Origin of the sequence: Falsiroseomonas oleicola, assembly GCF_019029495.1 — a bacterium.
Classification (GTDB): Bacteria; Pseudomonadota; Alphaproteobacteria; order Acetobacterales; family Acetobacteraceae; genus Falsiroseomonas; species Falsiroseomonas oleicola.
This window is the reverse complement of the sequence record NZ_JAERQM010000007.1, coordinates 1-20447: the sequence shown is the minus strand read 5'-3', so window position 1 is coordinate 20447 and position 20447 is coordinate 1. Positions and strand designations below refer to the sequence as shown.

The following is a 20447-nucleotide window of genomic DNA, read 5'->3' as shown; positions in this document are numbered from 1 at the left end:
CTCTCTGGCGCCCTCCGCATGGGGTAGGATGCCGGCATGACCGGCGAAGCGATGCTATGGGAAAGGGCGTGGACCCAGCGCGACCCCGCCTTTGACGGGCGCTTCTTCGTCTGTGTCCGGACCACGGGAGTGTATTGCCGCTGCGTCTGCCCGGTGCGGCTTCCCTTCCGCCGCAACGTGACATTCCTGCGGAGCGCCGCCGCCGCCGAGGCGGCGGGCTTCCGGCCCTGCCTGCGCTGCCGCCCCGAATCCGCCCCCTTCTCCCCGGCCTGGAAGGGCACCCTGGCGACGGTGGAGCGGGCCTTCAGGTTGATCGTCGAGGAGGGCGCGCTCGACGGGGAAGATGCCCGCGTCGCGCACCTGGCCGACCGGCTGGGGATGACGGAACGGCATATGCGACGGCTTTTCCTGCGCCACCTGGGCGCCACGCCCATGGCCGTGGCGCGCACGGCGCGGGTGCAGAGGGCCAAGCGCCTGCTGAGCGGCACGGAGCTCGGCATGACCGAAATCGCCATGCAGTCCGGATTCGGCAGCCTGCGCCGCTTCAACGCGGTCTTTGCCGAGGTCTATCGCCGCCCGCCCGGTGCGATCCGGCGCAATCCGCCCGGGGGCATTGCCCCAGGCGCCCGGAAGCCCGATATTGGGGGCGGAAGGTCGGCGACGGACGTGCCCCTCGCCAACCCGGTCAGGTCCGGAAGGAAGCAGCCGTAACGAGTTCTCGCGCGGGTCGCCCGCCGATCTTCCACCTTTCCCGCGGCCCTGGCATCCGGGCCCCCGCTTCCCGGACAGCGCCCGATGACCAGCGACATCTTCGGCGACCCGATCGCCCCCGAGCTTCCCGAACCGCCGCAGGACGGCCCTGGCCTGTTCGGTGATCCGGCCCCCGCCGCCCCGCCGGCACCCACGGCCCCGGCACCGGCCGTGACGGCGCCCGCCACCACGCCCTATCGCGTCCTCGCCCGCAAATACCGCCCCGCCACCTTCGCCGACCTGATCGGCCAGGACGCGCTGGTGCGCACGTTGAAGAACGCCTTCGCCCAGGGGCGGGTGCACCACGCCTTCATGCTCACCGGCGTCCGCGGCGTGGGCAAGACGACCACCGCCCGCATCATCGCCCGCGCCCTGAACTGCATCGGCCCGGACGGCAAGGGCGGGCCGACGCCGGAGCCCTGCGGCGTCTGTTCCGAATGCCGCGCCATCCTGGCCGACCGCCATCCGGACGTGCAGGAGCTGGACGCCGCCAGCAACAACGGCATCGACGATGTGCGGGAGCTGCGGGAACGCCTGCGCTTCCGCCCCGCCCAGGGCCGCTTCAAGGTCATCATCCTGGACGAGGTCCATATGATGTCCAACGCCGCCTTCAACGCGCTGCTGAAGACGCTGGAGGAGCCGCCGCCGGATGTGAAGTTCATGCTGGCGACGACGGAGCTGCGGAAGGTGCCCACCACCATCCTCTCCCGCTGCCAGACCTTTCGGCTGGCCCGCGTGCCGCAGGACGCGTTGCGCGGCCATTTTTCCCGCATCTGCGACCTGGAAGCGGTGCCCGCCGAGGCCGAGGCGCTGGCCATGGTGGCGCGCGCCGCCGATGGTTCGGTGCGCGACGGGCTTTCGATTCTTGACCAGGCCATTGCCCTGGCCGGCGGCGGCACGGTCACCGCCGCGCTGGTGACGGAAATGCTGGGCCTCGCCGATCGCGGCCTGGCGCTGGAACTGATGCAGGCGCTGATGGCCGGGGATACCGCCGCCGCCCTGGCGCTGACCGAATCGGCCCATGCCGGCGGCACCGACCCGGCGGTGATGCTCTCCGACCTGCTGGAGCTGGTGCATCTTCTGTCGCGCATGAAGACCGTGCCGGCGCTGAAGGACGACCCGGCCTTGCCGGAGGCCGAGCGCAGCCGTGGCGCGGCGCTCGCCGAATCGCTCTCCATCCCCGTGCTGGCACGGGCCTGGCAGATCCTGCTGAAGGGGTTGCAGGAGGTGGCGCAGGACGGCGTGAACCGCCGCGCCGCCGCCGAGATGGTGCTGATCCGCCTGGCCCATGTCGCCGACCTGCCGACGCCGGGCGACCTGGTGCGGCGCCTGACCGACCCGAATGCCGCCGCCAGCCCCGCGCCCGCCGCGCCACCTCCGGGCGATGGCGGCGGGCTGCGCGCCATTGCCGGCGGCGGCGGCACCGCGCTCGCCATGGCGGCGCCGGCCCCCGCCCCGGCCGTGGCGCCGATGCCGCAGCCTTCCAGCTACCGGGAGATCGTGGCGCTCGCCTCCGGCCGGAAGCCCAGCCTGCACGCGCATCTGCGGCTCAATGTGCATCCGGTGCGGGTCAGCCCCGGCCGCATCGAAATCCGCCCCCGCCCCGAGGCGCCGCGCGACCTGGCGCAGCAGCTCACCGCCTTTCTGCAGGAGGCGACCGGCGCGCGCTGGACCGTCACCCTGGTGAACGAAGGCGGCGAGCCGACCTTGGCCGAACAGGGCCGCACGGCGGAGGCCGACCGCCTGACCCTGGCGGAAAGCCACCCGCTGGTGCAGGCCGTGCTGGCCGCCTTCCCCGGCGCGAAGATCGAGGCGGTGCGCGATGCCTCGGTCGATGCCTATGGCCTGGCCCCGGCCATGGTGGCCGATCTGGTCGAGGGCCGTGACTTCGCCCCACCCGACGCGGAAGCGGCCGGGCTGGATGATGACCTTACGCAGGAGGACTGAGACGCCATGAAGAACCTCGGCAACATGCTGAAGCAGGCGCAGCAGATGCAGACCCGCATGCAGGAGATGCAGGCGAAGCTGGAGCAGACGGAGGTCGAGGGCGGCGCCGGCGGCGGCATGGTGAAGGTGCTGCTCTCCGGCAAGGGCGACCTGCGCCGCGTCTCCATCGACCCGTCGCTGATGGTGGCGGAGGACCGGGAGGTGCTGGAGGACCTGCTGGTCGCCGCCCATGCCGACGCCAAGCAGAAGGTGGAGGCGGCGATGGCGGAGGAGATGCAGAAGGCCACCGCCGGCATGAATATCCCCGGCGGATTGGGCGGCCTGGGTGGCCTCAAGCTGCCCTTCTAGAATCCCCACCACTTGCTGATTTCCCCACCACGTTGCTTCGCAACGCGGCGGGGGCCCCGGATGAGTGCTGATCCTTTGATGTTTGCCGCCCTGCCGTGGCAAAGCCACGGCAGGTTTCGGGCGGTGGCGGAGCGGCACGGTCGTCCCGATTCTGCGGTCTAGGAATGGGTCTGAGGATGTCTGACCGCGACCCGATCGAGCACCTGATCTCGCTGTTGTCGCGCATCCCCGGCCTCGGCCGGCGCAGCGCAAGGCGGGCGGCCTTGCGCATGCTGATGCGGCCGCAGGAGACGATGCTGCCGCTGGCCGAGGCGCTGTCCGCCGCCGCCGCCGCCGTGCGCCCCTGCGAGAGCTGCGGCAATCTGGACGCGCGATCCCCTTGCGGCATCTGCCGCGACCCCCGCCGCGACCGGCAACTGGTCTGCGTGGTGGAAGGCGTGGCCGATCTCTGGGCGTTGGAGCGCGCCCATGCGCATCAGGGGCTGTATCATGTGCTCGGCGGCACGCTCTCCCCGCTGGCCGGGGTGGGGCCGGAGGATCTGTCCATCGCCCCCCTGATGGCCCGCATCGCGGCGGAGGGGATGGAGGAGGTGATCCTGGCCCTGCCCGCCACCGTCGATGGCATGGCCACCGCCCATTACGTCACCGACCGCCTGGCGCCCACCGGCGTGAAGGTCACCCGCCTCGCCCAGGGCGTGCCGATGGGCGGTGCGCTGGATGTGCTGGATGAGGGCACCCTGGCGGCGGCGCTGCGGTCGCGGAGGCCGGTTTGAGCCGGACTGTTGCGATTGCACCGCCATCAGGCCTCCGATAGCGTCAGGCCATCGGGGGGGACCTATCATGGCCGATCTGGTGCTCGGCGAACCGGCCCATATCCAGGGCGATATCACCACCAACCGCTGGGTGGGTGCCCGCTCCGCCCGGGCGCTGGAAGACAGCCTCGGCTTTGGCCGCGGGCGCCTCGCGGCCGGCTGGTGGATCCTGCTTCTGAAGCAGCAGCTCCAGCCGGACGACTTCATCTTCGCCGGCCTCACCTTGCGCTCCGGCGGCCGGGAAGGCCTGCCCGCCGCCTCCCCCGACCTCGACGAACAGCGGCCCCATGTCCAGGACGTGATGCTGCGCGAGATGGGCGCCGCGAATCTTCGCGAATGCAAGGTCCGGAGCCTCGCCAGCGTCTCGCTCAGCGGGCCGGATCGCCTTGTGAAGGTCGTCCCGGTGACCCGTATCGCGCGGGCCGATACGCGACCCGATGTGGATTACCCGATGGGCGGCGGCGGGCTGCAATGGACGCTGATCCGCCCATGCCGCTTCCTGGTGGCCGCCAGGGTGGATGAGAACGGCATCGCCTGTACGCCCCGCTTTTCCGTCTTCCTCGGCGAATCGGCCAGCTACGACGATCGGGCGAGGCTGGCGCGCTACCTGGAAGCTGCGTGACGCGGCCAGCGACGTTCAGCGCTCCGCCACCGGAACCTCGTCCCGCCCATCGCCGATCGAGGGTGGCGGTTCCACCACGCCGCCCACGGGCGCCTTGCGCCGGCTGCCGATGCGGCCGGTCCAGGCCCGGGTGAATTCAGCGCCCAGCAGGAAGACCTGCGCCGAATAATACACCCAGAGCAGCACCACGATCAGCGCCCCGGCCGCACCGTATCGGGCCGCCACGCCGCTGCCGCCCAGATACCAGCCAATCAGCACTCGCCCGATGGTGAACAGGAAGGCCGTGACCAGCGCGCCCACCGCCACGTCGCGCCAGCGCAGGCGCCGGTCCGGCAGCACCTTGTAGATCGCGGCGAACAGCAGCGCGGTCAGCAGGAAGGACACGCCCATGTTGATCGCCCGCAGCACCGGGGCGAATTCGGGGAACATCATGTCGGTCCAGGCGCCCAGCGCCGCCAGCAGCGCACTGGCGATCAGCGAGACCAGCAGCAGGAAGCCGGTGGCGCCCACCAGCCCCATGCTGAGCAGCCGGGCGCGCAGCAGATAGGACACCGACATCGACGGCTCGGTGGTTTTCCAGATGGCGTTCAGCGCGCCCTGCAATTCGGCGAAGACCCCGCTCGCGGTGATCATCAGCACCGCCAGGCCGACAATGGCCGGCACGCCGGTGCCCTCCAGCCCCCCGGCATCGCGCACCATGGACTGCACCGCGGTGGCGCCCTGGCGGCCGACCAGCGCGACCAGTTGCTCATCCACCGCGCCCTGCACGATGGCCTCGCCGAAGAAGACGCTGGCGATGCCGACCGCCACCACCAGCAGCGGCACCAGGGAGAACATGGTGTAGCAGGCGATCGCCGCGCCGCGGGTCATCGCCTCGTCGGCGATATAGCCCCGGATCGTATCGGCAAGCAGGGCGCGGGTCCGGGCCAGCAGCATGGGCGTCTCCTGTCACTCAGGCATCAGAACGGTTGGCACCCGCGACGGTTGCGCGCCCTTCGCACCGCCCGGCTTGGCAAGAGCCGGCCGCTCGCGTAGGCGGGGCGGGCAGCACGGAGGCAGCGGAACGTGACGGACATCGAGATCGAGATCGCGGGGGACGTCTTCCCGGCCCGCTTCGAGGCGCAGGACGCGCCGAAGACCGTCGCCCGGTTCCGGGAACTGCTGCCCTTCAGCGACCGCATCATCCATGTGCGCTGGTCCGGCGAGGCCTGCTGGATCCCGATGGGAGAGCGCGACCTGGGCATCGGGCATGAGAATGCCACCAGCCACCCGGCGCCGGGCCATGTCATCGTCTATCCGGGCGGGGTCAGCGAGACCGAGATTCTGCTGGCCTACGGCCCCTGCTGCTTCTCCTCCAAGGCCGGGCAGTTGGCGGGCAACCACTTCCTCACCATCACCGACGGGCTCGACCGTCTGGCGAAGATCGGGCGGTCCGTCCTCTGGGACGGCGCCAAGAACATCACCTTCAGGAAAGGCTGAACCATGGGCGTGGCCATGATTGATTCGACCGTTGGCGAAGGGGCGCTCGCCGTCTCCGGCAAGCCGGTCGCGGTGCACTACACGGGCTGGCTGTTCGACGCCTCGGCGGCGGACAAGAAGGGCCGGAAGTTCGACAGCTCCCGCGACCGGGGCGAGGCCTTCCGCTTCAAGCTGGGTGCCGGCCAGGTGATCGCGGGCTGGGACCGCGGCGTGCAGGGCATGAAGGTGGGCGGCCACCGCACCCTGACCATCCCGCCGGAATTCGGCTATGGGGCGCGCGGCGCCGGGGGCGTGATTCCGCCGAATGCCACGCTGGTTTTTGACGTGGAGCTGCTGGAAGTCGGCTGACCGAGGCAAGGCCGGGGAGAAGGTATTCTCCCCGGACCCCTCATCTATTTTTGGGAATTGGCGCTGGGCATGTGGCCGGTCCTGAGCGCCTTGCCTGCATCCACATCGGTTTGCTATCTTCGCATCTGCATCAAGAGTTGGGCCGACGCCCAACGCCAACCTGCCTTCCCGGGCAAGGTGGCGCCTCCATTCCGGAGGGATGCGGCCGTTCCGGCAATTATTCGGGCAGCGCCGCCGTCGGTCCGTGGTTTGTGGAGGACGGCATGCTGGACAGCACGGGCGACCGCCCGGATTTTTCCCTGTTTCTCGGGCCTGACGACCAGGCGGAATTCGTCGGCACCGCGCAGTGGCGCGACCGCGCCGGGCGGTGTCGGCCCTGCCTTCTGTATGTCGTGCTGCACCGGCGGGGCGGGGAGGTCTGGACCCATGCCTGCCGCGTACCGCCCGACCGCCGCCCCGGCCATGTGACGCTGCATCTGGAACGCGCCCTGCCCGGCGACCGGCGGGCGGAGCTGGCGGCCTGGCTGCGGGAGGCTGCCGTCAGGGACGATTGACAGCGCCAGCCAGCGCGCGATCCTGCCGCCACAGGGCAGGAAACAAACACCATGAATCGCAGGACGATACTGGCTGCCGCCGCCATGGCAGGGCTGGCGCGACCTTCGCGCGCCCAGGGCCGCCCCGTGCGGCTGGTGGTGCCGGCGCCACCGGGGGGTGCCATCGACGTCATCGGCCGGCTCTACGCCCAGCGCCTGACGGCGCGCGGCGGGGCGGGCTGGGTGGTGGAGAACCGCGCCGGCGGCAACAACACCATCGGCGCGGCGGAGGTCGCCCGCAGCACGCCGGATGGCGCCACCTTCCTGGTCAATGCCGATATCCACCTGATGGGCCGCCGCGTCGTCCCCGGCCTGACCTACGACCCGATCGCCGATTTCACGCCCATCGCCCGGCTGGCCACCGCGCCCCTGGTCATCGTCGGCCATCCGGAGGCCAGCCGCGCCACCACCCTGGCCCAGCTTGCCGAACGGATGAAGGCGGCGCCGCGCGACTACACCATCTCCACCTCCGGCGCCGGGTCCATGGCGCATCTGGCGGCGGAGGGGTTGAAGCGCCGCGTCGGGGCCGATGAAGCCGTGGTGGCGCATTACCGGGGCACCGCGCCGGCCATCAACGATGTGGTCGCCGGCAATGTGGCCTTGATGGTGGCGCCCCTGCTCTCCGCCCAGCCGCTGGTCCAGGCCGGCCGGCTGCGCGCCTTCGCCGTCGTCTCCCCCACCCGCAGCGCCGCCATGCCCGATGTGCCGAGCGTCGACGAAGCCGGGCTGCCGGGCCTGCATTTTCTTCTCTGGTACGCTGTCTGGGGGCCGCGCGGCTTCTCGCCCGATGCGGCGGCAACCCTGGCACAACACCTCAACGCCATCGGGCGGGAGACGGAGATCGCGCAGCGGCTGACGGCGATGGGCGCCGAGGCCTTCACCACCGACACCCCCCAGAACTTCGCCGCCTTCATCGCGACGGAGGATGCGAAGAACGCGCGCATCGCCGAGGCCGCCGGAATCAAGCCTGAATGAGCGAGCCGATCCTGGTCGCCGGCGGCGGCATCGGCGGGCTGGCCACCGCGCTTGCTTTGGCCCGGCAGGGTTTTGGCGTGACGGTGCTGGAGAAGGCGGTGGCGATGGGGGAGGTCGGCGCCGGCATCCAGCTCGGCCCCAATGCCTTCCACGCCTTCGACTGGCTCGGCATCGGCGAGACCGCGCGGGCCATGGCGATCCATGTGGACAAGCTGCGGCTGATGGATGCGCTGACGGCGGAGGAGATCTGCCATATCGACCTCGGCGAGGCCTTTCGCAGTCGCTTCGGCGCCCCCTATGCCGTCATCCACCGCGGCGACCTGCACGCCGTTTTTTTGGCAGGCTGCCGCGGCAGCGATTCCATCACGCTGCGCACCTCGGCGGAGGTTGTCGGGTATGAGCAGGATGGCGGCGGCGTCACCGCGCATCTTGCCAATGGCGAAAGGCTGCGCGGGCGGGCGCTGATCGGCGCGGATGGGCTATGGTCCAAGGTGCGCCGGCAATTGGTGGGGGATGGCGCGCCGCGCGTTTCCGGCCACACCACCTATCGCAGCGTGATCCCGACCGAGCAGATGCCGGAATCGCTGCGCTGGAACGCGGCGACGCTCTGGGCCGGCCCAAAGTGCCATATCGTGCATTACCCCTTGCAGGGCTGGGCTTCCTTCAACCTGGTCGTCACCTGCCACAACGACGCGCCCGAGCCCGTCGCGGGCAAGCCGGTCTCCGCCGGGGAGGTTTTTGCGGGCTTCGAGCATGTGCACCCCCTCGCCCGGTCGATCATCCATCAGGGCCGCGACTGGAAGCTCTGGGTGCTCTGCGACCGCGACCCGGTCTCGAACTGGGTGCAGGATCGCGTGGCTTTACTCGGCGATGCCGCGCATCCCACGCTGCAATACCTGGCGCAGGGCGCCTGCATGGCGATGGAGGATGCGGTGTGCCTCGCCCAGATGATGCATGCGCATGACGGCGATGTGGCGCCGGCGCTGGCCGCCTATCGCGATGCGCGGCTGCTGCGCACGGCGCGGGTGCAATTGCAGTCCCGCGCCGTGGGCGACCACATCTACCACCCGGCCGGGCCGCATGCGGCGCTGCGCAACAGCATCATGGCCGCGAAGACGCAGACCGATTGGCAGGACATGCTCGCCTGGCTCTATGGCGGGTCACAGGAGGAAACGAGATGAGCGACGCCGTGGCGCATGCGATCCGCGAGCTGGTGCTCGCCAACCGGATTCTGGCGCGGGAGGATGTGATCGACGATTTCGGCCATGTCTCGCTGCGCCATCCGGAACGCGCCGACCGCTACTTCCTGTCGCGCAGCCGCAGCCCGGTGGCGGTGACGGCGGATGACATCATGGAATTCGAGCTGGACGGCACGCCGGTCGCGCAGAACGGGCGGCGCATGTATTCCGAACGCGCGCTGCATTCCGCCATCTTCATGGCGCGGCCGGATGTGATGTCCGTGGTCCACCACCATGCGCGCAGCGTCATCCCCTTCACCGTGGTCCGCACGCTGACCCTGAAGCCGATCTTCCACATGGGTAGCGTCATGGGCTCCGACGTGCCGCTCTGGGACAGCCAGCCGGAATTCGGCGACACCAACATGCTGATCGACGACCTGCCACGCGGCCATTCCCTGGCCCGCGCGCTGGGCGCCAACCGCAGCGTCATGCTGCGCGGCCATGGCGCCTGCAATGTCGGGGTGAACCTGCGCGCCGCCGTCTTCACCGCCGTCTACATGAAGCACAATGCGGAGATGGTTCTGGCCAGCATCCCGCATGGCGCGCCGGACTATCTGACCCCGGGCGAGGTGGAGAAGACCGCAGCCATGCTGCTCTCCGACATGCCGCTGGCCCGCGCCTGGGACTACTGGATCACGCGGGCAAACTACGGCGGAATCTGAGGCCCGCCCGCCGCCTGGGCACAGCGCTCAGGCGGCGCGGTCCTGGGTGGCGCCGATCAGCACATGCAGCTCATATTCCGGCACCGCCCGGCCATAGAGCCAGCCCTGCGCTTCCGTGCAGCCTTCCGCCCGCAGCATCGCGGCCTGTGCGGCGCTTTCCACACCCTCCGCATTGCAGCGCAGGCCGAGCGCCTGGGTGATGGCGATGACGGCGCGGATGATGGCCATGGATTGCGGGTCGTTCGACAGGCTGTGCACGAAGCTGCGGTCGATCTTGATCTTGTCGAAGCGGAACTTGTGCAGATAGCCGAGCGAGGAATAGCCGGTGCCGAAATCATCCATGGCGACGGAGACACCCATCTCCCGCAGCGCGCCGAGCGTCGCCAGGGTGCGGTCGGTGTCGGTCAGCAGCACGCCCTCGGTGATCTCGATCTCCAGCCGCTCCGGATCCAGCCCCGTCGTCTCCAGCGCATGGCGCACCGCGCGCAGGAAGTCGTTGCTCTGGAAGTGGTTGGCGGAGATGTTCACCGCCATGCGCTGCCCCGGCCAGCGCTTGGCCGTGGCACAGGCTTCCAGCAGCACCCATTCGCCGATGCGGTTCAGCAGGCCGACTTCATCCGCCAAGGCGATGAAGCGGTCGGGCATCACCAGGCCGCGCCGGGGATGCGCCCAGCGCAGCAGCGCCTCCAGCCCCACCACGCGCTGCGTCGCCAGATCCACCTGCGGCTGGTAGTGCAGACGCAACTGGCCGCCGGCCACGGCCTCCCGCAGGTCGCGCTCCATCTCCCGCCGTTCCTGAAGCGCCTGGTTCATCTCGGCGGAGAAGAAGCGGTAGGTGCTGCGGCCCTCGGCCTTGGCGCGATACAGCGCCGTGTCGGCGTCGTGCAGCACCTGTTCCCCGGCGACCGTCTCCGCACCCTCCGCCACCGGGCCGCTCAGCGCGATGCCGATGCTGGTGCCGATATGCGCCAGGTTGCCATGCAGTTCGAAAGGCAGCGACAGCCGTTCCACCAGCCGCGCCGCCAGCGCCTCCGCCGAGCGCGGCTGTTCGGCATTGCTTTGGATGATGGCGAATTCGTCGCCGCCGAGGCGCGCCAGCGTGTCGCTGTCGCGCAGCGTGGCGCCCAGCGCATTCGCCACCTGGCGCAGCAGCTCGTCGCCCGCCGCATGGCCCAGCGTGTCGTTCACCTCCTTGAACCGATCGAGGTCGAGCGCCAGCACGGCGAAGCCGGTGCCGTAGCGGCTGGCGCGCAGCGCGGCCTGGGCCAGCCGGTCATGGAACAGCCGGCGGTTGGGCAGGCCGGTGAGCTGGTCATGCGTCGCCAGATAGGTGGCGCGGCCGATCGCCCGTTGCAGCATGCGCAGGGGCAGCATCCGCAGCGCGGCATAGGCGCCGGCCGCCGCCAGCAGCGCCAGCACCGCCACCACGGCGGTGCGCCACAGCATTGGCCGGAGGGAGCGCTCGATCACCGCGGCGCCCACCACCGTGCCGCTGTCATAGACCGGCTCCCGCAGCTGTTGCCGCGGCCAGGCCAGGTCCATCACCACCTGCGCCCGGACCTTCCCGTCCAGGTCCTGCACCCAGAGGCTGGAATCGGTGCCATCGCCCGCATGCAGCAGGCCGCGCAGCCGGGCGTCCTGATAGATCCACAGATCGGGCATGCGGGTGGCCATCTGGGTGATGCCATGCGCGATGACGCGGACTTCCGCCCGCATCGCCGCGTTTTCCTCCCGCCAGGCGGACCAGGCATGCATCGCGGGCACCGCGAGCGCCAACAGCAGGGCAATGGTGGCGGCGAAGCCGCTGACAACCCGCGCCAGCGCCGCTTCGGCATCCGCCGCGCTGGCCTCGCCCGGCCGAGCGTCCGGCATCGCCCTCTCCCCCAGCCTGCTCATGCCGCATGCTCCGTCACGGGCAGGAAGCCGGAATCGCGCAGCCTGCGCTGGGCCTGCGGCGTGCCGAGGAAGCGCAGCACGGCCTGCACGAGGGGTGGTGCATCGCTGCGGGTCACGGCGAAGATGCCACGCGCGAAGCGATAGCTGCCTGCGGCCATGGCCTCCAACCCCGGGGGGACGCCATCCAGCGCCAGCAGACGCAGCTGGCGGTGCTCGGCGCGTGTCTGGCCCAGCGTGGTCAGGCCGAAAGAACCGGGAAGCTGTTCCAGCAGCTCGGCATTCTCCTGGTCCGACACGGCCAAGGCGAGGCCAGGTCGGTTCAGCGCCCGCTGCATCACCTCGGCCATGGCCGGGCTGGCGGTGGCCATCACGGCCCAATCCGTCTCGCTGCGGTCGCGCAGCACCAGCCGGACCTGTCCACCGCGCGGCCAGTCGGCTGTATCGCCCGACAGAATGGCGACCGCCTCCGCCTGGCTCAGCCCCTCGACCGGCGTGTCATGACGCGTGGCAAAGGCGACAGGGGTGCGTGCGAGCGGCTGGGCCACCAGCCCCATGGCCTGCTCCTCCGGCCGCGGCATGCGGGAGGACAGCGCGATATCGACCAGCCCGCTGCGCAGCGCCGCCAGCCCGCCGGAGGTGCCGAGACTGTCGAGCACGACGACACCCGGCCCATTCTCCGCTCCACGATACAGGTCGAGCAGGCGCCGGGTGATGACCAGCGCCATGCCGGTGCCGCCGATCCGCAGCGGGGCCTCCGCCCCGGCCAGCACAGGCGACAGCGGCAGCAGCGCGAGCAGGCCGCGACGGCCCAGGGCGAAGGGGTACTCCATCGCCCCATCCTGCGCCGTGAGGACTTAAGGCGCGGTGACTAAATGCATCGCGCTCCAGGCGGCGCGAACCAGCTCTCGAATCGGGCGAAGGTGGCCTCGGCCCCGGCGATCATCCCGGCGAGCCGGCCGGATTCCGCGCCGCAGGCCTCGATCGCCGTGCAGCATTCGCGCCACATCGCACCATGCCGGGCGCCATAGCCGCGCAGGAAGCTGCGCCCATCCTCGCCCGGCAGAACCCCGTCCAGCGCCCGCGCCAGATGCTGGCCGCCCAGGGTCGAACCCTCCATCACATAGAGGCAGCCCATGGCGAAGCCGGCGCAGGATGGGGCGGGCAGGTCGGCGACGGCGGCGAGCGGCGGCGCCCGCAGCGCGACCAGATCGGCCACCAGCATCGGCGACCGCCGCCGCTGTTCGAGCGTGATGCCATAGGGCAGCAGGGAGGGTCCGCCACCCAGCGCCGCCTCCACCCCCAGGTGGAAGCCCAGCAGCCGCCGCAGCAGCAGCACATATTCGCCGGTGTCGATGCGGCCCGAGGCCAGCCGCGCGAAGACTGGCACGCCATGCAGCCGTTCATGCACGGCCCCGGTGGCCTGCCGCAGCGCCTGCCTGGCGGCATCCCCCGGCATGGTCTCAGCCATCCCCGGCGGGCGGCGGTGTGCTGGCGTGGCGGATCAGCGTCTCCAGCACCGTGGCGGTGCGGGCGACGGAGGCGCGGACCGATTCGAGCAGGTCCGGCATCTGCGCCACATCCACGCCATCGGCGATCTCCAGCGCCGCGAGCTGCGCATTCTCCACCACCGAGGCCAGGATCGCCTGGTAGGCGAGGTCCGCCTGGCGGTCGAAGCGGCCGGCGGGGCGGCGGCTGCCGGCCTCGATCCCGGCCTGGAAGCGGCGGCGCGCCGCCTCCGCCGCCTTGCGCTCGGCCAGGTCGTTGAACAGGAAGACGAAGCCGAGCACGCGATCGGGGGCGGAGAACACCGGATCGGCGCGCACCAGCACCGGGCGGCCCCCGGTCTGGCCGGCGCCCTGGCCATCGGCCAGCCGGATCTCCCCGCGCCAGGACCGGCGATTCTCCAGCACGTCGCGCAGCCGCCGGCCCACCTCGGCGGAATCGGCGAAATAGGGCAGCAGATGGTCGATGCGGCGCGGCGCGGCGCCGCGCAGGCCGGGCAGCAGCCGGTCGAAGGCCTCGTTGCGCAGGTTGATATTGCCGGCCGGGTCGCAGATCACCACCGGCTGGGCGGAAAGCCCGACCTGCCGGCGCACCTGGGCCAGCTGGTCCTCCGCGATCAGCATGCGGACGGAGCGGAACTGCAGCACCACATCGGTGACGGTGTCGCCGATCAGCCGCGCGGTGGCGAGGTCCTTGGGCGACCAGGGCTCCGCCCGCCCCTCCACCACCTGGTTCCATTTGGCGAAGGACCGGCGCGGCGACAGGTCGCGCGGATCGTCGCCCACCATCACCGGCTTGGTCGGATCGCCGCCCCAGGTCACGGTGGAGACCTGCTCCGGCCGGAACCAGATCAGATACTCGCCGAGCGCCGTGGAGATCGGCGCGGCCAGCACACCGCTGGCCACCCGCGTCAGCCCGGCCAGATGCAGCGCCTCCCCCGACAGGGCACAGGTCGCGATGACCGGGGCGCGCGGCCGGCTGTCCAGCCAGGTGCCGAGGTCGCGCAGCCCGGCGGTGCCGGGCACCTCGCCGGCGGTCTGGATCTGGCCCTCGAACAGCAGGGCGGCGCCGCTGGCGCCCATCGGCAGCAGCAGGGTCTGGGCATTGTCGAACAGCGCGGTGCGCCAGTCGCCATCGCGGGTGATCGCCTCGATCATCCGCTGTTCCAGGCGGCGCACGGCGAGTTCCGCCTGGGACTGGACGAAGGATTCCAGCGCGGCGATGCGGGTGCCGACGGCCTCCGCCAGCAATTCGGTGACGGCGCGCATCGCGAAGGGGGTGCGGCGCGGGGTCTGGTGATGGCAGGAAATCAGCCCCCAGAGCCGCCCGCCCACCAGGATGGAGGCGACCAGCGTCGCGCCCACGCCCATGTTCTTCACATACTGCACATGCATGGGCGAGGTGCTGCGCAGGATGCACAGCGACATGTCCAGGTCCTGCCCGGTCAGCGGCGACAGGCGGGGCTCCAGCGGCACCGGCGCATAGTGGATATCGGTCACCACCCGGACGCGGCTGCGGATATAGAGCCGCCGCGCGATGGCCGGGATGTCGGAGGCCGGGTAGCGGTTGCCGAGATAGGGCTCCATCCCCGCCGCATGTTCCTCGGCCAGGACCTCGCCATGGCCGTCCTCGTCGAAGCGATAGACCATGACGCGGTCATAGCCGGTCAGGCGGCGGAAGATGCGACACACCTCCTCGCAAAGCGGGCGCAGGGCATAGCTGCCGAGGATCGCCTGCAAAGCGGGTTCCAGGCGCTGCGTCGCGTCGTCATCCGGCGCGGCACGTTCGAGTTCCAGCACCAGCCCGCCGCCGGCCGGGCGGTGGATCTGCGCATCCAGCGGCACGCCCACCTGGCCCGGCGGAATGCGCGCGGCGGCCGGCACCACATCCAGCGCATCGGCCAGCAGCGGCGCGATGGCCGCGGCGATGTCGGGCGCGATGGCGCCGAGGCGCTGGCCCTGGGCCGGGGTGGACAGGCCGAGGAAGGCGGCGGCATTGGCGCTGGCCTGGAGCACCGTGAGGTCAGGCTCCCGCAGCAGCAGCAGTGCGCCATGCGGCTGGATCGAGGCGGCGAGATGAATCTGCTCCCGCTCGCAATTCGACAGGTCGGCGGTGCCGAAGGCCGGGGATCCGGCGGATCCGCCGGGCAGGTCGATGGTCACCGCGCGCCGTCCTCGCTGGCCTCGCGCGATTCGCCAATCTCGTAGCGCTCCAGCTTGGCATAGAGGCTCTGGCGGCTCAGCCCGAGCGCATCGGCGGCCGCGGTGCGGTTGCCATTGGCCAGCCGCAGCGCCTGCTCGATGCAGGCGCGTTCCACCAGCGCCGCGGTGTTGCGCACCATCATCGGCAGCGGCACCCGGCCGACATCATTGGCCAGCGTGCCGAGCGCGGCGCGGAGCGCGGCCGCCTCCCCCGAAGGCAGCACGCGGCGGCCGACATCGCGGATGATGAGGCCGGTCATGCGCAGCCCGTCGCGGCTGACGGCGCAGCCGGAGATCTCCACCTCGACCTCCGAGCCGAGATTGCCGGTGAGCTGGGTGGTGAACAGCCGGGCTTCCCCATGCTGGGCGATGGTGGTCAGCAGCACGCCGGCATCCATGCCCGGCTGGGCCAGCCAGCGGTCCAGGCGTTCGCCGATGATGGAGGCCTCGGTGCCGGCCTGGGCCAGGTCGAGGAAGGTGCGGTTGGCGCGACGGATCGTGCCATCCTCGTCCAGGGCCACGAAGCCGTCCGGCAGATCCTCCAGCAACTCATCCCCGCGCAGCTTCTGGGCGCGGGGCAGCGTGGTGGCCGCGGCGGTCGCGGCGGGGCTGAGCTGGATCAGGAAGACCGGTCCCGGCGTGCGCGCCATCAGCGAGGCGCGCAGCAGCCAGGGCGTCGCCTCCGCGCCCAGATGCACCATGATGCCGGGCGCGCGCCCCTGTTCGCGGGCGCGCAGCAGCACATCGCGCAGCGCGGCGCGGTCGCGCGGCGCGACCTCGTCGGAGAAATTCCAGCCCGGCGCCATGCCGAGTTCGCGGATCGCCGCCGGATTGGCCTCGACGATGCGGAGCGTGGAGGCGGCGATGACCAGCACGGCCTCGGAGGAGGCATCGAACAGCAGGCGGGACCGGGTCTCGATCTCGCGCAGCTTCCAGTAGTCCTGTTCGCGCGCCTGCTGCGCCGCGACCAGGCGCGATTGCAGCTCCGCCACCGCCTGCAGGTTCTTGCCGACGGCGATCAGCCCGGCCTGACCGCCAAGCCGGACGGTGGTGTATTCGATCGGCAGTTCGAGGCCGGAGGGAAAGCGCTGGGTGATCTGGAGATAGGCGGAGACGCCGCTGGCGCGCGCATCCTCCACCATCCGCCGCACCTGGAGGCCCGCGATCTCCCCCACCGTTTCCATCCAGGGCCGCCCGAGCCAGTCCTGCACCCGCTCCGATGGAATGGCGTCGGAGAGGCTGGCGTCGCGAATGACCCCCTCCCAATCCAGGTTCAGGGTGATATCGGGCTGGATGACGGCGACACGGGTCATGCGGGAATCCGATTGATCGGCCGGCCCCATGACGGCCACCGGTACGGCTGGCGCATCGGTGAGGCGACGGGACACGGCACGACGAGATGTGTACCCATATGACGACACAGTCCATATGGATAAACCACCTTGTCTCCTAACTGGGGAAACGCGACCTGAACGTCAAGTTATATTGACGACAATTCGACCGATTTTGGCTGATTCCGTCCACTCAACTTGACATAGGGCGAGGCCTGCCGCCCAATCCGCCCATGCTATCGCGCGGAGATTCACCCGTCCTGGTGGTCGGGGCCGGGGTTGGCGGGTTGGCGGCGGCCATCCATCTGGCCGCCGCCGGCCGCCCCGTTCTGGTGCTGGAACGCGCCGCGGCGCCGGGCGGGCGGATCCGACGGCTGCATCCGGGCGGCCTGGCGGTGGATGCCGGGCCGGCGGTGCTGACCCTGCTGCCGGTGTTCCAGGCGCTGTTCGCCGCCGGCGGGGCGCGGCTGGAGGATCATCTGATGCTCCGCCCGCTTGCCGTGCTTGGCCGCCATATCTGGCCCGATGGCCAGCAACTCGACCTGCTGGCGGACCGGCGGGCGGCGGAGGACGCGATCGGCGATTTCGCCGGCCCGGCGGCCGCGCGCGGCTTTCGCGACTTCATGGCCCGCGCCACCCGCTGCCACGACGCGCTGGAAGCGCCCTTCCTGACCGCGCAGCGGCCCGGGATGCTGGCGCTGGGTGCGCTGGCGGGGAAGCTCGGCACCTCCCCCTTCGGCACGCTGTGGGATGCGCTGGGGCGGGATTTCGACAATCCCCGGCTGCGCCAGGTGTTCGGCCGGATGGCGGCCTATGTCGGCTCCTCCCCGCTGCTCGCCCCGGCCACGCTGATGCTGGTGGCGCATGTCGAGATGTCCGGCCTGCACGGCATCGAAGGCGGCATGGGACGGCTGGCGGAGGCGTTGGCGGCGGTGGCGGTGGCGCAGGGGGTGGAAATCCGTCACGGCGCGACGGTGGCGGAGCTGCTGGTGCAGGGCGGCCGCATCGCCGGGCTGCGCCTGGCCGACGACACGCGCATCGCGGCGCGGCGGGTGGTGCTGGCCGCCGATGCGGCGAGCCTGGCCGCCGGGCATTTCGGCGCGGCGGCGGCCAAGGCGGTGCCGCGCCTGCCGGCCGCGCGCCGGTCCTTTTCCGCCTTCGGCTGGGCCATGGCGGGGCGGGCCGAGGGGCCGGACCTGCCGCGCCAGACGGTGTTCCACCCGGCGGACCCGGTCGCCGAATATGCTGCCCTGGCCCGGGGCCAGATGCCGGAGGTGCCGACCGTGACGCTCTGGGCCCAGGCGCGGCACGACCCCGCCCCCGCCCCAGACGGCGCCCCCGGTGGCGCGGAACCGCTGATGACCCTGGTCGCCGCCCCGGCCCGCGCCGATGCGCGACCGGCCGACCCGGCCCCAGTGGAGGCGGCCAGCCTGGCCGCCATGGCGCGCGCGGGGGTCACACTGCGCCGGGACGCCGTGCTGGCGGTGACGCCGCGGGACTATGAGGCGGAGGCGCCAGGCAGCGGTGGCGCGCTCTACGGCCAGGCGGTGCATGGCTGGCAATCGATTTTCAGCCGGCCGGCGGCGCGCACCGCCTTGCCAGGCCTTTATCTGGCCGGCGGCACCACCCATCCGGGGGCGGGGCTGGCCATGGCGGCGCTGTCGGGGCGGCTGGCGGCACAAGCGGTGATGGGGGATCGCGGATGACGGCAGCGGGCTGGGCCTTCGACCGCAAGGCGGGGCCACGCGGCTATGGCTGGTGGTATCTGGACGCGCTGAGCGCCGATGGCCGGCATGGGCTGACCATCATCGCCTTCATCGGCACCGTCTTCTCCCCCTGGTACAGCCTGGCCAAGCGCGGCGGCGCCGCGGCGGACCCGGAGAACCACTGCTGCCTGCATGTCGCGCTGTATGGCGCGCCCGGCGGCTGGGCGATGACCGACCGCCGGCGCGGCGCGCTGCGCCAAAGCGCCGATGTTCTGCAGATCGGCCCGAGCGCCCTGCACTGGGACGGCGAGGCCCTGACCGTCCGAATCGAAGAAATCACCGCCCCCCTGCCCCGCCCCCTGCGCGGCAGCGTGGTGCTGCGGCCGGAGGCGCTGTCCACCCGCGCCTTCCAGCTCGACTCCGAGGGGCGCCACCATTGGCACCCGATCGCGGCGCGGGCCTCGGTGGAGGTGACGCTGGAGAGCCCGGCGCTGCGCTGGTCCGGCGCCGCCTATTTCGACACGAACTGGGGCAGCGCCCCGCTGGAACAGGATTTTGTTGGTTGGGACTGGTGCCGGGCGCCAATGCCCGACGCCACCGCCATCCTCTACAACGCGCAGCGGCGCGACGGCACGGACCAATCCCTGGCCCTGCGGGTGGGGCGGGACGGCGCGGTGACGGATTTCGAGCTGCCGCCCCCGGTGGAACTGCCCAGAACCCTGTGGCGCATCGCGAGGCCGACGCGGGCGGAGGCGGGGCAGGCGCGGCTGGTGCGGACGCTGGTGGATGCGCCCTTCTATTCCCGCTCCGAAATCCGCACCCGGCTGCTGGGGCAGGAGGCGACGGCGATCCATGAAAGCCTGTCGCTGGACCGCTTCGCCTCCCCCGCCATGTACGCCATGCTGCCCTTCCGGGTGCCGCGGCCGCTGCGGTGAGTTGGCGACACCATCCGCGGCCGGCATCTTCCGCCGGCCGAGCGGCCGAAGGCCGCCGCCACATGTGTGGCGAAGCCCAGCGGCCGGAGGCCGCGCCCGGCGTTTGAGGGTTCTCAGCGCCGCAGGCGCTGCGCCAGGTCGAACAGATGGGCGGCGAAAGCCGCGACCAGTGCCATGGCGACGAAGGGCCAGCCGGCCCCGGTCAGCGCCGCGCGCAGCGCCAGCACCAGGGCCACGCCGGGCAACACGAGCCCGGCCAATGCCAGCCGGGACAGGCCGCGCCCCGTGCGGCGGCGCCAGGCCAGCAGCAGCAGCGCCTCCGCCGCCAGCACCAGCAGGATGAGGTCGGCGACGCGGCCGGAGGCGAAGAAATCCGCCATCATGCAGCCCCTGACACAACTGAAACTGACCGAGGTTTCATCAACCGCCACCTTGCGCTACCACACTCGCCTGCCACTTTGGCGGTGTGGGGCGGGCCACAACAAGCCGCTAGCCGGCACATGTCCAGGAACCAAAGGCCAGTCTCGTTCTTATCGGATTGGCTCGGGCGGACTTCCAAGGAGGATGCTTCGAATGCGATTTCTGACTTTCACCCTGACCACGGCCCTCGCTCTCGCCCCTTTCGCCGCCAAGGCGCAGGAGGGTGACGCCGCCGCCGGCCAGCGCGTGTTCAACCAGTGCCGCGCGTGCCACACGATCAATGAGGGTGGCCGCAACGGCGTCGGCCCGAACCTGCATGGCGTCGTCGGCCGCGCCGCCGGCTCGATCGAGGGCTTCCGCTATTCGGCGAACATGCAGGAATGGCGCACGGGCCAGAGCTGGACCGAGGAAAACCTGCGCACCTATCTCGCCAATCCGAAGGCGCTCCTGCCGCGCGGCAGCATGTCCTTCGCCGGCCTGCGCAACCCGACCCAGATCAATGACGTGATCGCCTATCTCAAGGCCAACTGAGGTCTCGGCGGTCGGTCGGCGCTGGGGAGCGCCAACCGGCCGTCACGACCTAACAGGCTGCGGAAATTCGGCTGTTCAGAACGGCTCCAACCTGATTCGCTGCGGTTGTAGGAAGCGGCGGCGGGTTGAGGCGATGCGCGGGACGGATCG

At 71.1% G+C, this 20447-nt stretch carries 20 protein-coding genes, 1 other RNA gene, 1 pseudogene and 1 riboswitch; of the genes and pseudogenes, 15 read left to right on the top strand and 7 right to left on the bottom strand.

Annotation, left to right across the window (positions count from 1 at the left end; genetic code table 11):
• Nucleotides 1-36 precede the first annotated feature (36 nt).
• From JJQ90_RS20820 to JJQ90_RS20795, 6 genes and pseudogenes are all read left to right on the top strand, one after another.
• Nucleotides 37-585, top strand: a pseudogene (locus JJQ90_RS20820) (bifunctional transcriptional activator/DNA repair enzyme AdaA); the annotation flags it as partial.
• 64 nt (nt 586-649) lie between these two features.
• Nucleotides 650-746: signal recognition particle sRNA small type (ffs, locus tag JJQ90_RS20815), an RNA gene on the top strand.
• A gap of 49 nt (nt 747-795) precedes the next feature.
• The gene (locus JJQ90_RS20810; RefSeq protein ID WP_216878201.1) at nt 796-2697 is read left to right on the top strand and encodes a DNA polymerase III subunit gamma/tau; all 1902 of its coding nucleotides are present in this window, start codon (nt 796-798) and stop codon (nt 2695-2697) included.
• Between the two features lie 6 nt (nt 2698-2703).
• Nucleotides 2704-3045 (top strand): YbaB/EbfC family nucleoid-associated protein, encoded by a 342-nt coding sequence (locus JJQ90_RS20805; protein WP_216878200.1) that lies wholly within the window; start codon nt 2704-2706, stop codon nt 3043-3045.
• Nucleotides 3046-3221: 176 nt separating this feature from the next.
• A complete protein-coding gene (gene recR / locus JJQ90_RS20800) occupies nt 3222-3818 on the top strand; it encodes a recombination mediator RecR (RefSeq protein WP_216878199.1) in 597 nt (198 codons plus the stop codon).
• A gap of 67 nt (nt 3819-3885) precedes the next feature.
• Entirely contained in the window at nt 3886-4479 is a 594-nt protein-coding gene (locus JJQ90_RS20795) for a hypothetical protein (protein ID WP_216878198.1), read from the top strand.
• A 15-nt stretch (nt 4480-4494) separates the two neighbouring features.
• On the opposite strand, the gene JJQ90_RS20790 is transcribed toward JJQ90_RS20795, so the two are convergent.
• On the bottom strand, nt 4495-5415 hold the full coding sequence (locus JJQ90_RS20790) for a YihY/virulence factor BrkB family protein (protein ID WP_230410867.1): 921 nt from the start codon (nt 5413-5415) through the stop codon (nt 4495-4497).
• A 129-nt stretch (nt 5416-5544) separates the two neighbouring features.
• Between JJQ90_RS20790 and JJQ90_RS20785 the strand changes: the two genes are divergently transcribed.
• The 6 genes from JJQ90_RS20785 to JJQ90_RS20760 all read left to right on the top strand — a co-directional run bounded on the left by JJQ90_RS20785 (nt 5545) and on the right by JJQ90_RS20760 (nt 9774).
• Nucleotides 5545-5958: a DUF3830 family protein gene (locus JJQ90_RS20785; RefSeq protein WP_216878197.1), complete on the top strand. Its 414-nt coding sequence runs from the start codon at nt 5545-5547 to the stop codon at nt 5956-5958.
• Between the two features lie 15 nt (nt 5959-5973).
• Nucleotides 5974-6306, top strand: a complete 333-nt coding sequence (locus JJQ90_RS20780) for an FKBP-type peptidyl-prolyl cis-trans isomerase (protein WP_230410866.1) — start codon at nt 5974-5976, stop codon at nt 6304-6306.
• A gap of 122 nt (nt 6307-6428) precedes the next feature.
• A riboswitch (SAM-I-IV-variant riboswitch) is annotated at nt 6429-6537 on the top strand.
• Nucleotides 6538-6569: 32 nt separating this feature from the next.
• Nucleotides 6570-6860 carry a hypothetical protein gene (locus tag JJQ90_RS20775; RefSeq protein ID WP_216878195.1) on the top strand — a complete coding sequence of 97 codons (291 nt, stop codon included), beginning with the start codon at nt 6570-6572 and terminating at the stop codon, nt 6858-6860.
• A gap of 51 nt (nt 6861-6911) precedes the next feature.
• The gene (locus JJQ90_RS20770; RefSeq protein WP_216878194.1) at nt 6912-7874 is read left to right on the top strand and encodes a Bug family tripartite tricarboxylate transporter substrate binding protein; all 963 of its coding nucleotides are present in this window, start codon (nt 6912-6914) and stop codon (nt 7872-7874) included.
• Nucleotides 7871-9055 (top strand): 3-hydroxybenzoate 6-monooxygenase, encoded by a 1185-nt coding sequence (locus JJQ90_RS20765; protein WP_216878193.1) that lies wholly within the window; start codon nt 7871-7873, stop codon nt 9053-9055. Before JJQ90_RS20770 ends, JJQ90_RS20765 begins: the two co-directional genes overlap by 4 nt.
• A complete protein-coding gene (locus tag JJQ90_RS20760; RefSeq protein WP_216878192.1) occupies nt 9052-9774 on the top strand; it encodes a class II aldolase/adducin family protein in 723 nt (240 codons plus the stop codon). The genes JJQ90_RS20765 and JJQ90_RS20760 overlap by 4 nt, the downstream gene beginning before the upstream one ends.
• Nucleotides 9775-9801: 27 nt before the next feature.
• Here the strand turns inward: JJQ90_RS20760 and JJQ90_RS20755 are convergent, their stop codons facing one another.
• The 5 genes from JJQ90_RS20755 to ppsR are packed head-to-tail and all read right to left on the bottom strand — an operon-like array spanning nt 9802 to nt 16687.
• Nucleotides 9802-11646 carry a putative bifunctional diguanylate cyclase/phosphodiesterase gene (locus JJQ90_RS20755; RefSeq protein WP_216878191.1) on the bottom strand — a complete coding sequence of 615 codons (1845 nt, stop codon included), beginning with the start codon at nt 11644-11646 and terminating at the stop codon, nt 9802-9804.
• A 20-nt stretch (nt 11647-11666) separates the two neighbouring features.
• Nucleotides 11667-12500, bottom strand: coding sequence for a PstS family phosphate ABC transporter substrate-binding protein (locus JJQ90_RS20750; protein ID WP_216878190.1), 834 nt, complete (start codon nt 12498-12500; stop codon nt 11667-11669).
• Nucleotides 12501-12538: 38 nt separating this feature from the next.
• Entirely contained in the window at nt 12539-13126 is a 588-nt protein-coding gene (locus tag JJQ90_RS20745) for a biliverdin-producing heme oxygenase (protein ID WP_216878189.1), read from the bottom strand.
• A gap of 4 nt (nt 13127-13130) precedes the next feature.
• The gene (locus JJQ90_RS20740) at nt 13131-15335 is read right to left on the bottom strand and encodes a GAF domain-containing protein (RefSeq protein ID WP_216878188.1); all 2205 of its coding nucleotides are present in this window, start codon (nt 15333-15335) and stop codon (nt 13131-13133) included.
• Complete coding sequence (gene ppsR, locus JJQ90_RS20735) at nt 15332-16687, bottom strand: transcriptional regulator PpsR (protein WP_216878187.1); 1356 nt, start codon at nt 16685-16687, stop codon at nt 15332-15334. Before ppsR ends, JJQ90_RS20740 begins: the two co-directional genes overlap by 4 nt.
• 251 nt (nt 16688-16938) lie before the next feature.
• Here ppsR and JJQ90_RS20730 point away from each other — a divergent pair, with 251 nt between their 5' ends.
• Both JJQ90_RS20730 and JJQ90_RS20725 read left to right on the top strand, forming a co-directional pair.
• Complete coding sequence (locus tag JJQ90_RS20730) at nt 16939-18411, top strand: phytoene desaturase family protein (protein ID WP_216878186.1); 1473 nt, start codon at nt 16939-16941, stop codon at nt 18409-18411.
• Nucleotides 18408-19346: a carotenoid 1,2-hydratase gene (locus JJQ90_RS20725; protein ID WP_216878185.1), complete on the top strand. Its 939-nt coding sequence runs from the start codon at nt 18408-18410 to the stop codon at nt 19344-19346. Before JJQ90_RS20730 ends, JJQ90_RS20725 begins: the two co-directional genes overlap by 4 nt.
• A gap of 113 nt (nt 19347-19459) precedes the next feature.
• Here the strand turns inward: JJQ90_RS20725 and JJQ90_RS20720 are convergent, their stop codons facing one another.
• On the bottom strand, nt 19460-19726 hold the full coding sequence (locus tag JJQ90_RS20720; protein ID WP_230410864.1) for a hypothetical protein: 267 nt from the start codon (nt 19724-19726) through the stop codon (nt 19460-19462).
• 193 nt (nt 19727-19919) lie between these two features.
• Between JJQ90_RS20720 and JJQ90_RS20715 the strand changes: the two genes are divergently transcribed.
• Nucleotides 19920-20297 (top strand): c-type cytochrome, encoded by a 378-nt coding sequence (locus tag JJQ90_RS20715; RefSeq protein ID WP_230410863.1) that lies wholly within the window; start codon nt 19920-19922, stop codon nt 20295-20297.
• Nucleotides 20298-20447 lie beyond the last annotated feature (150 nt).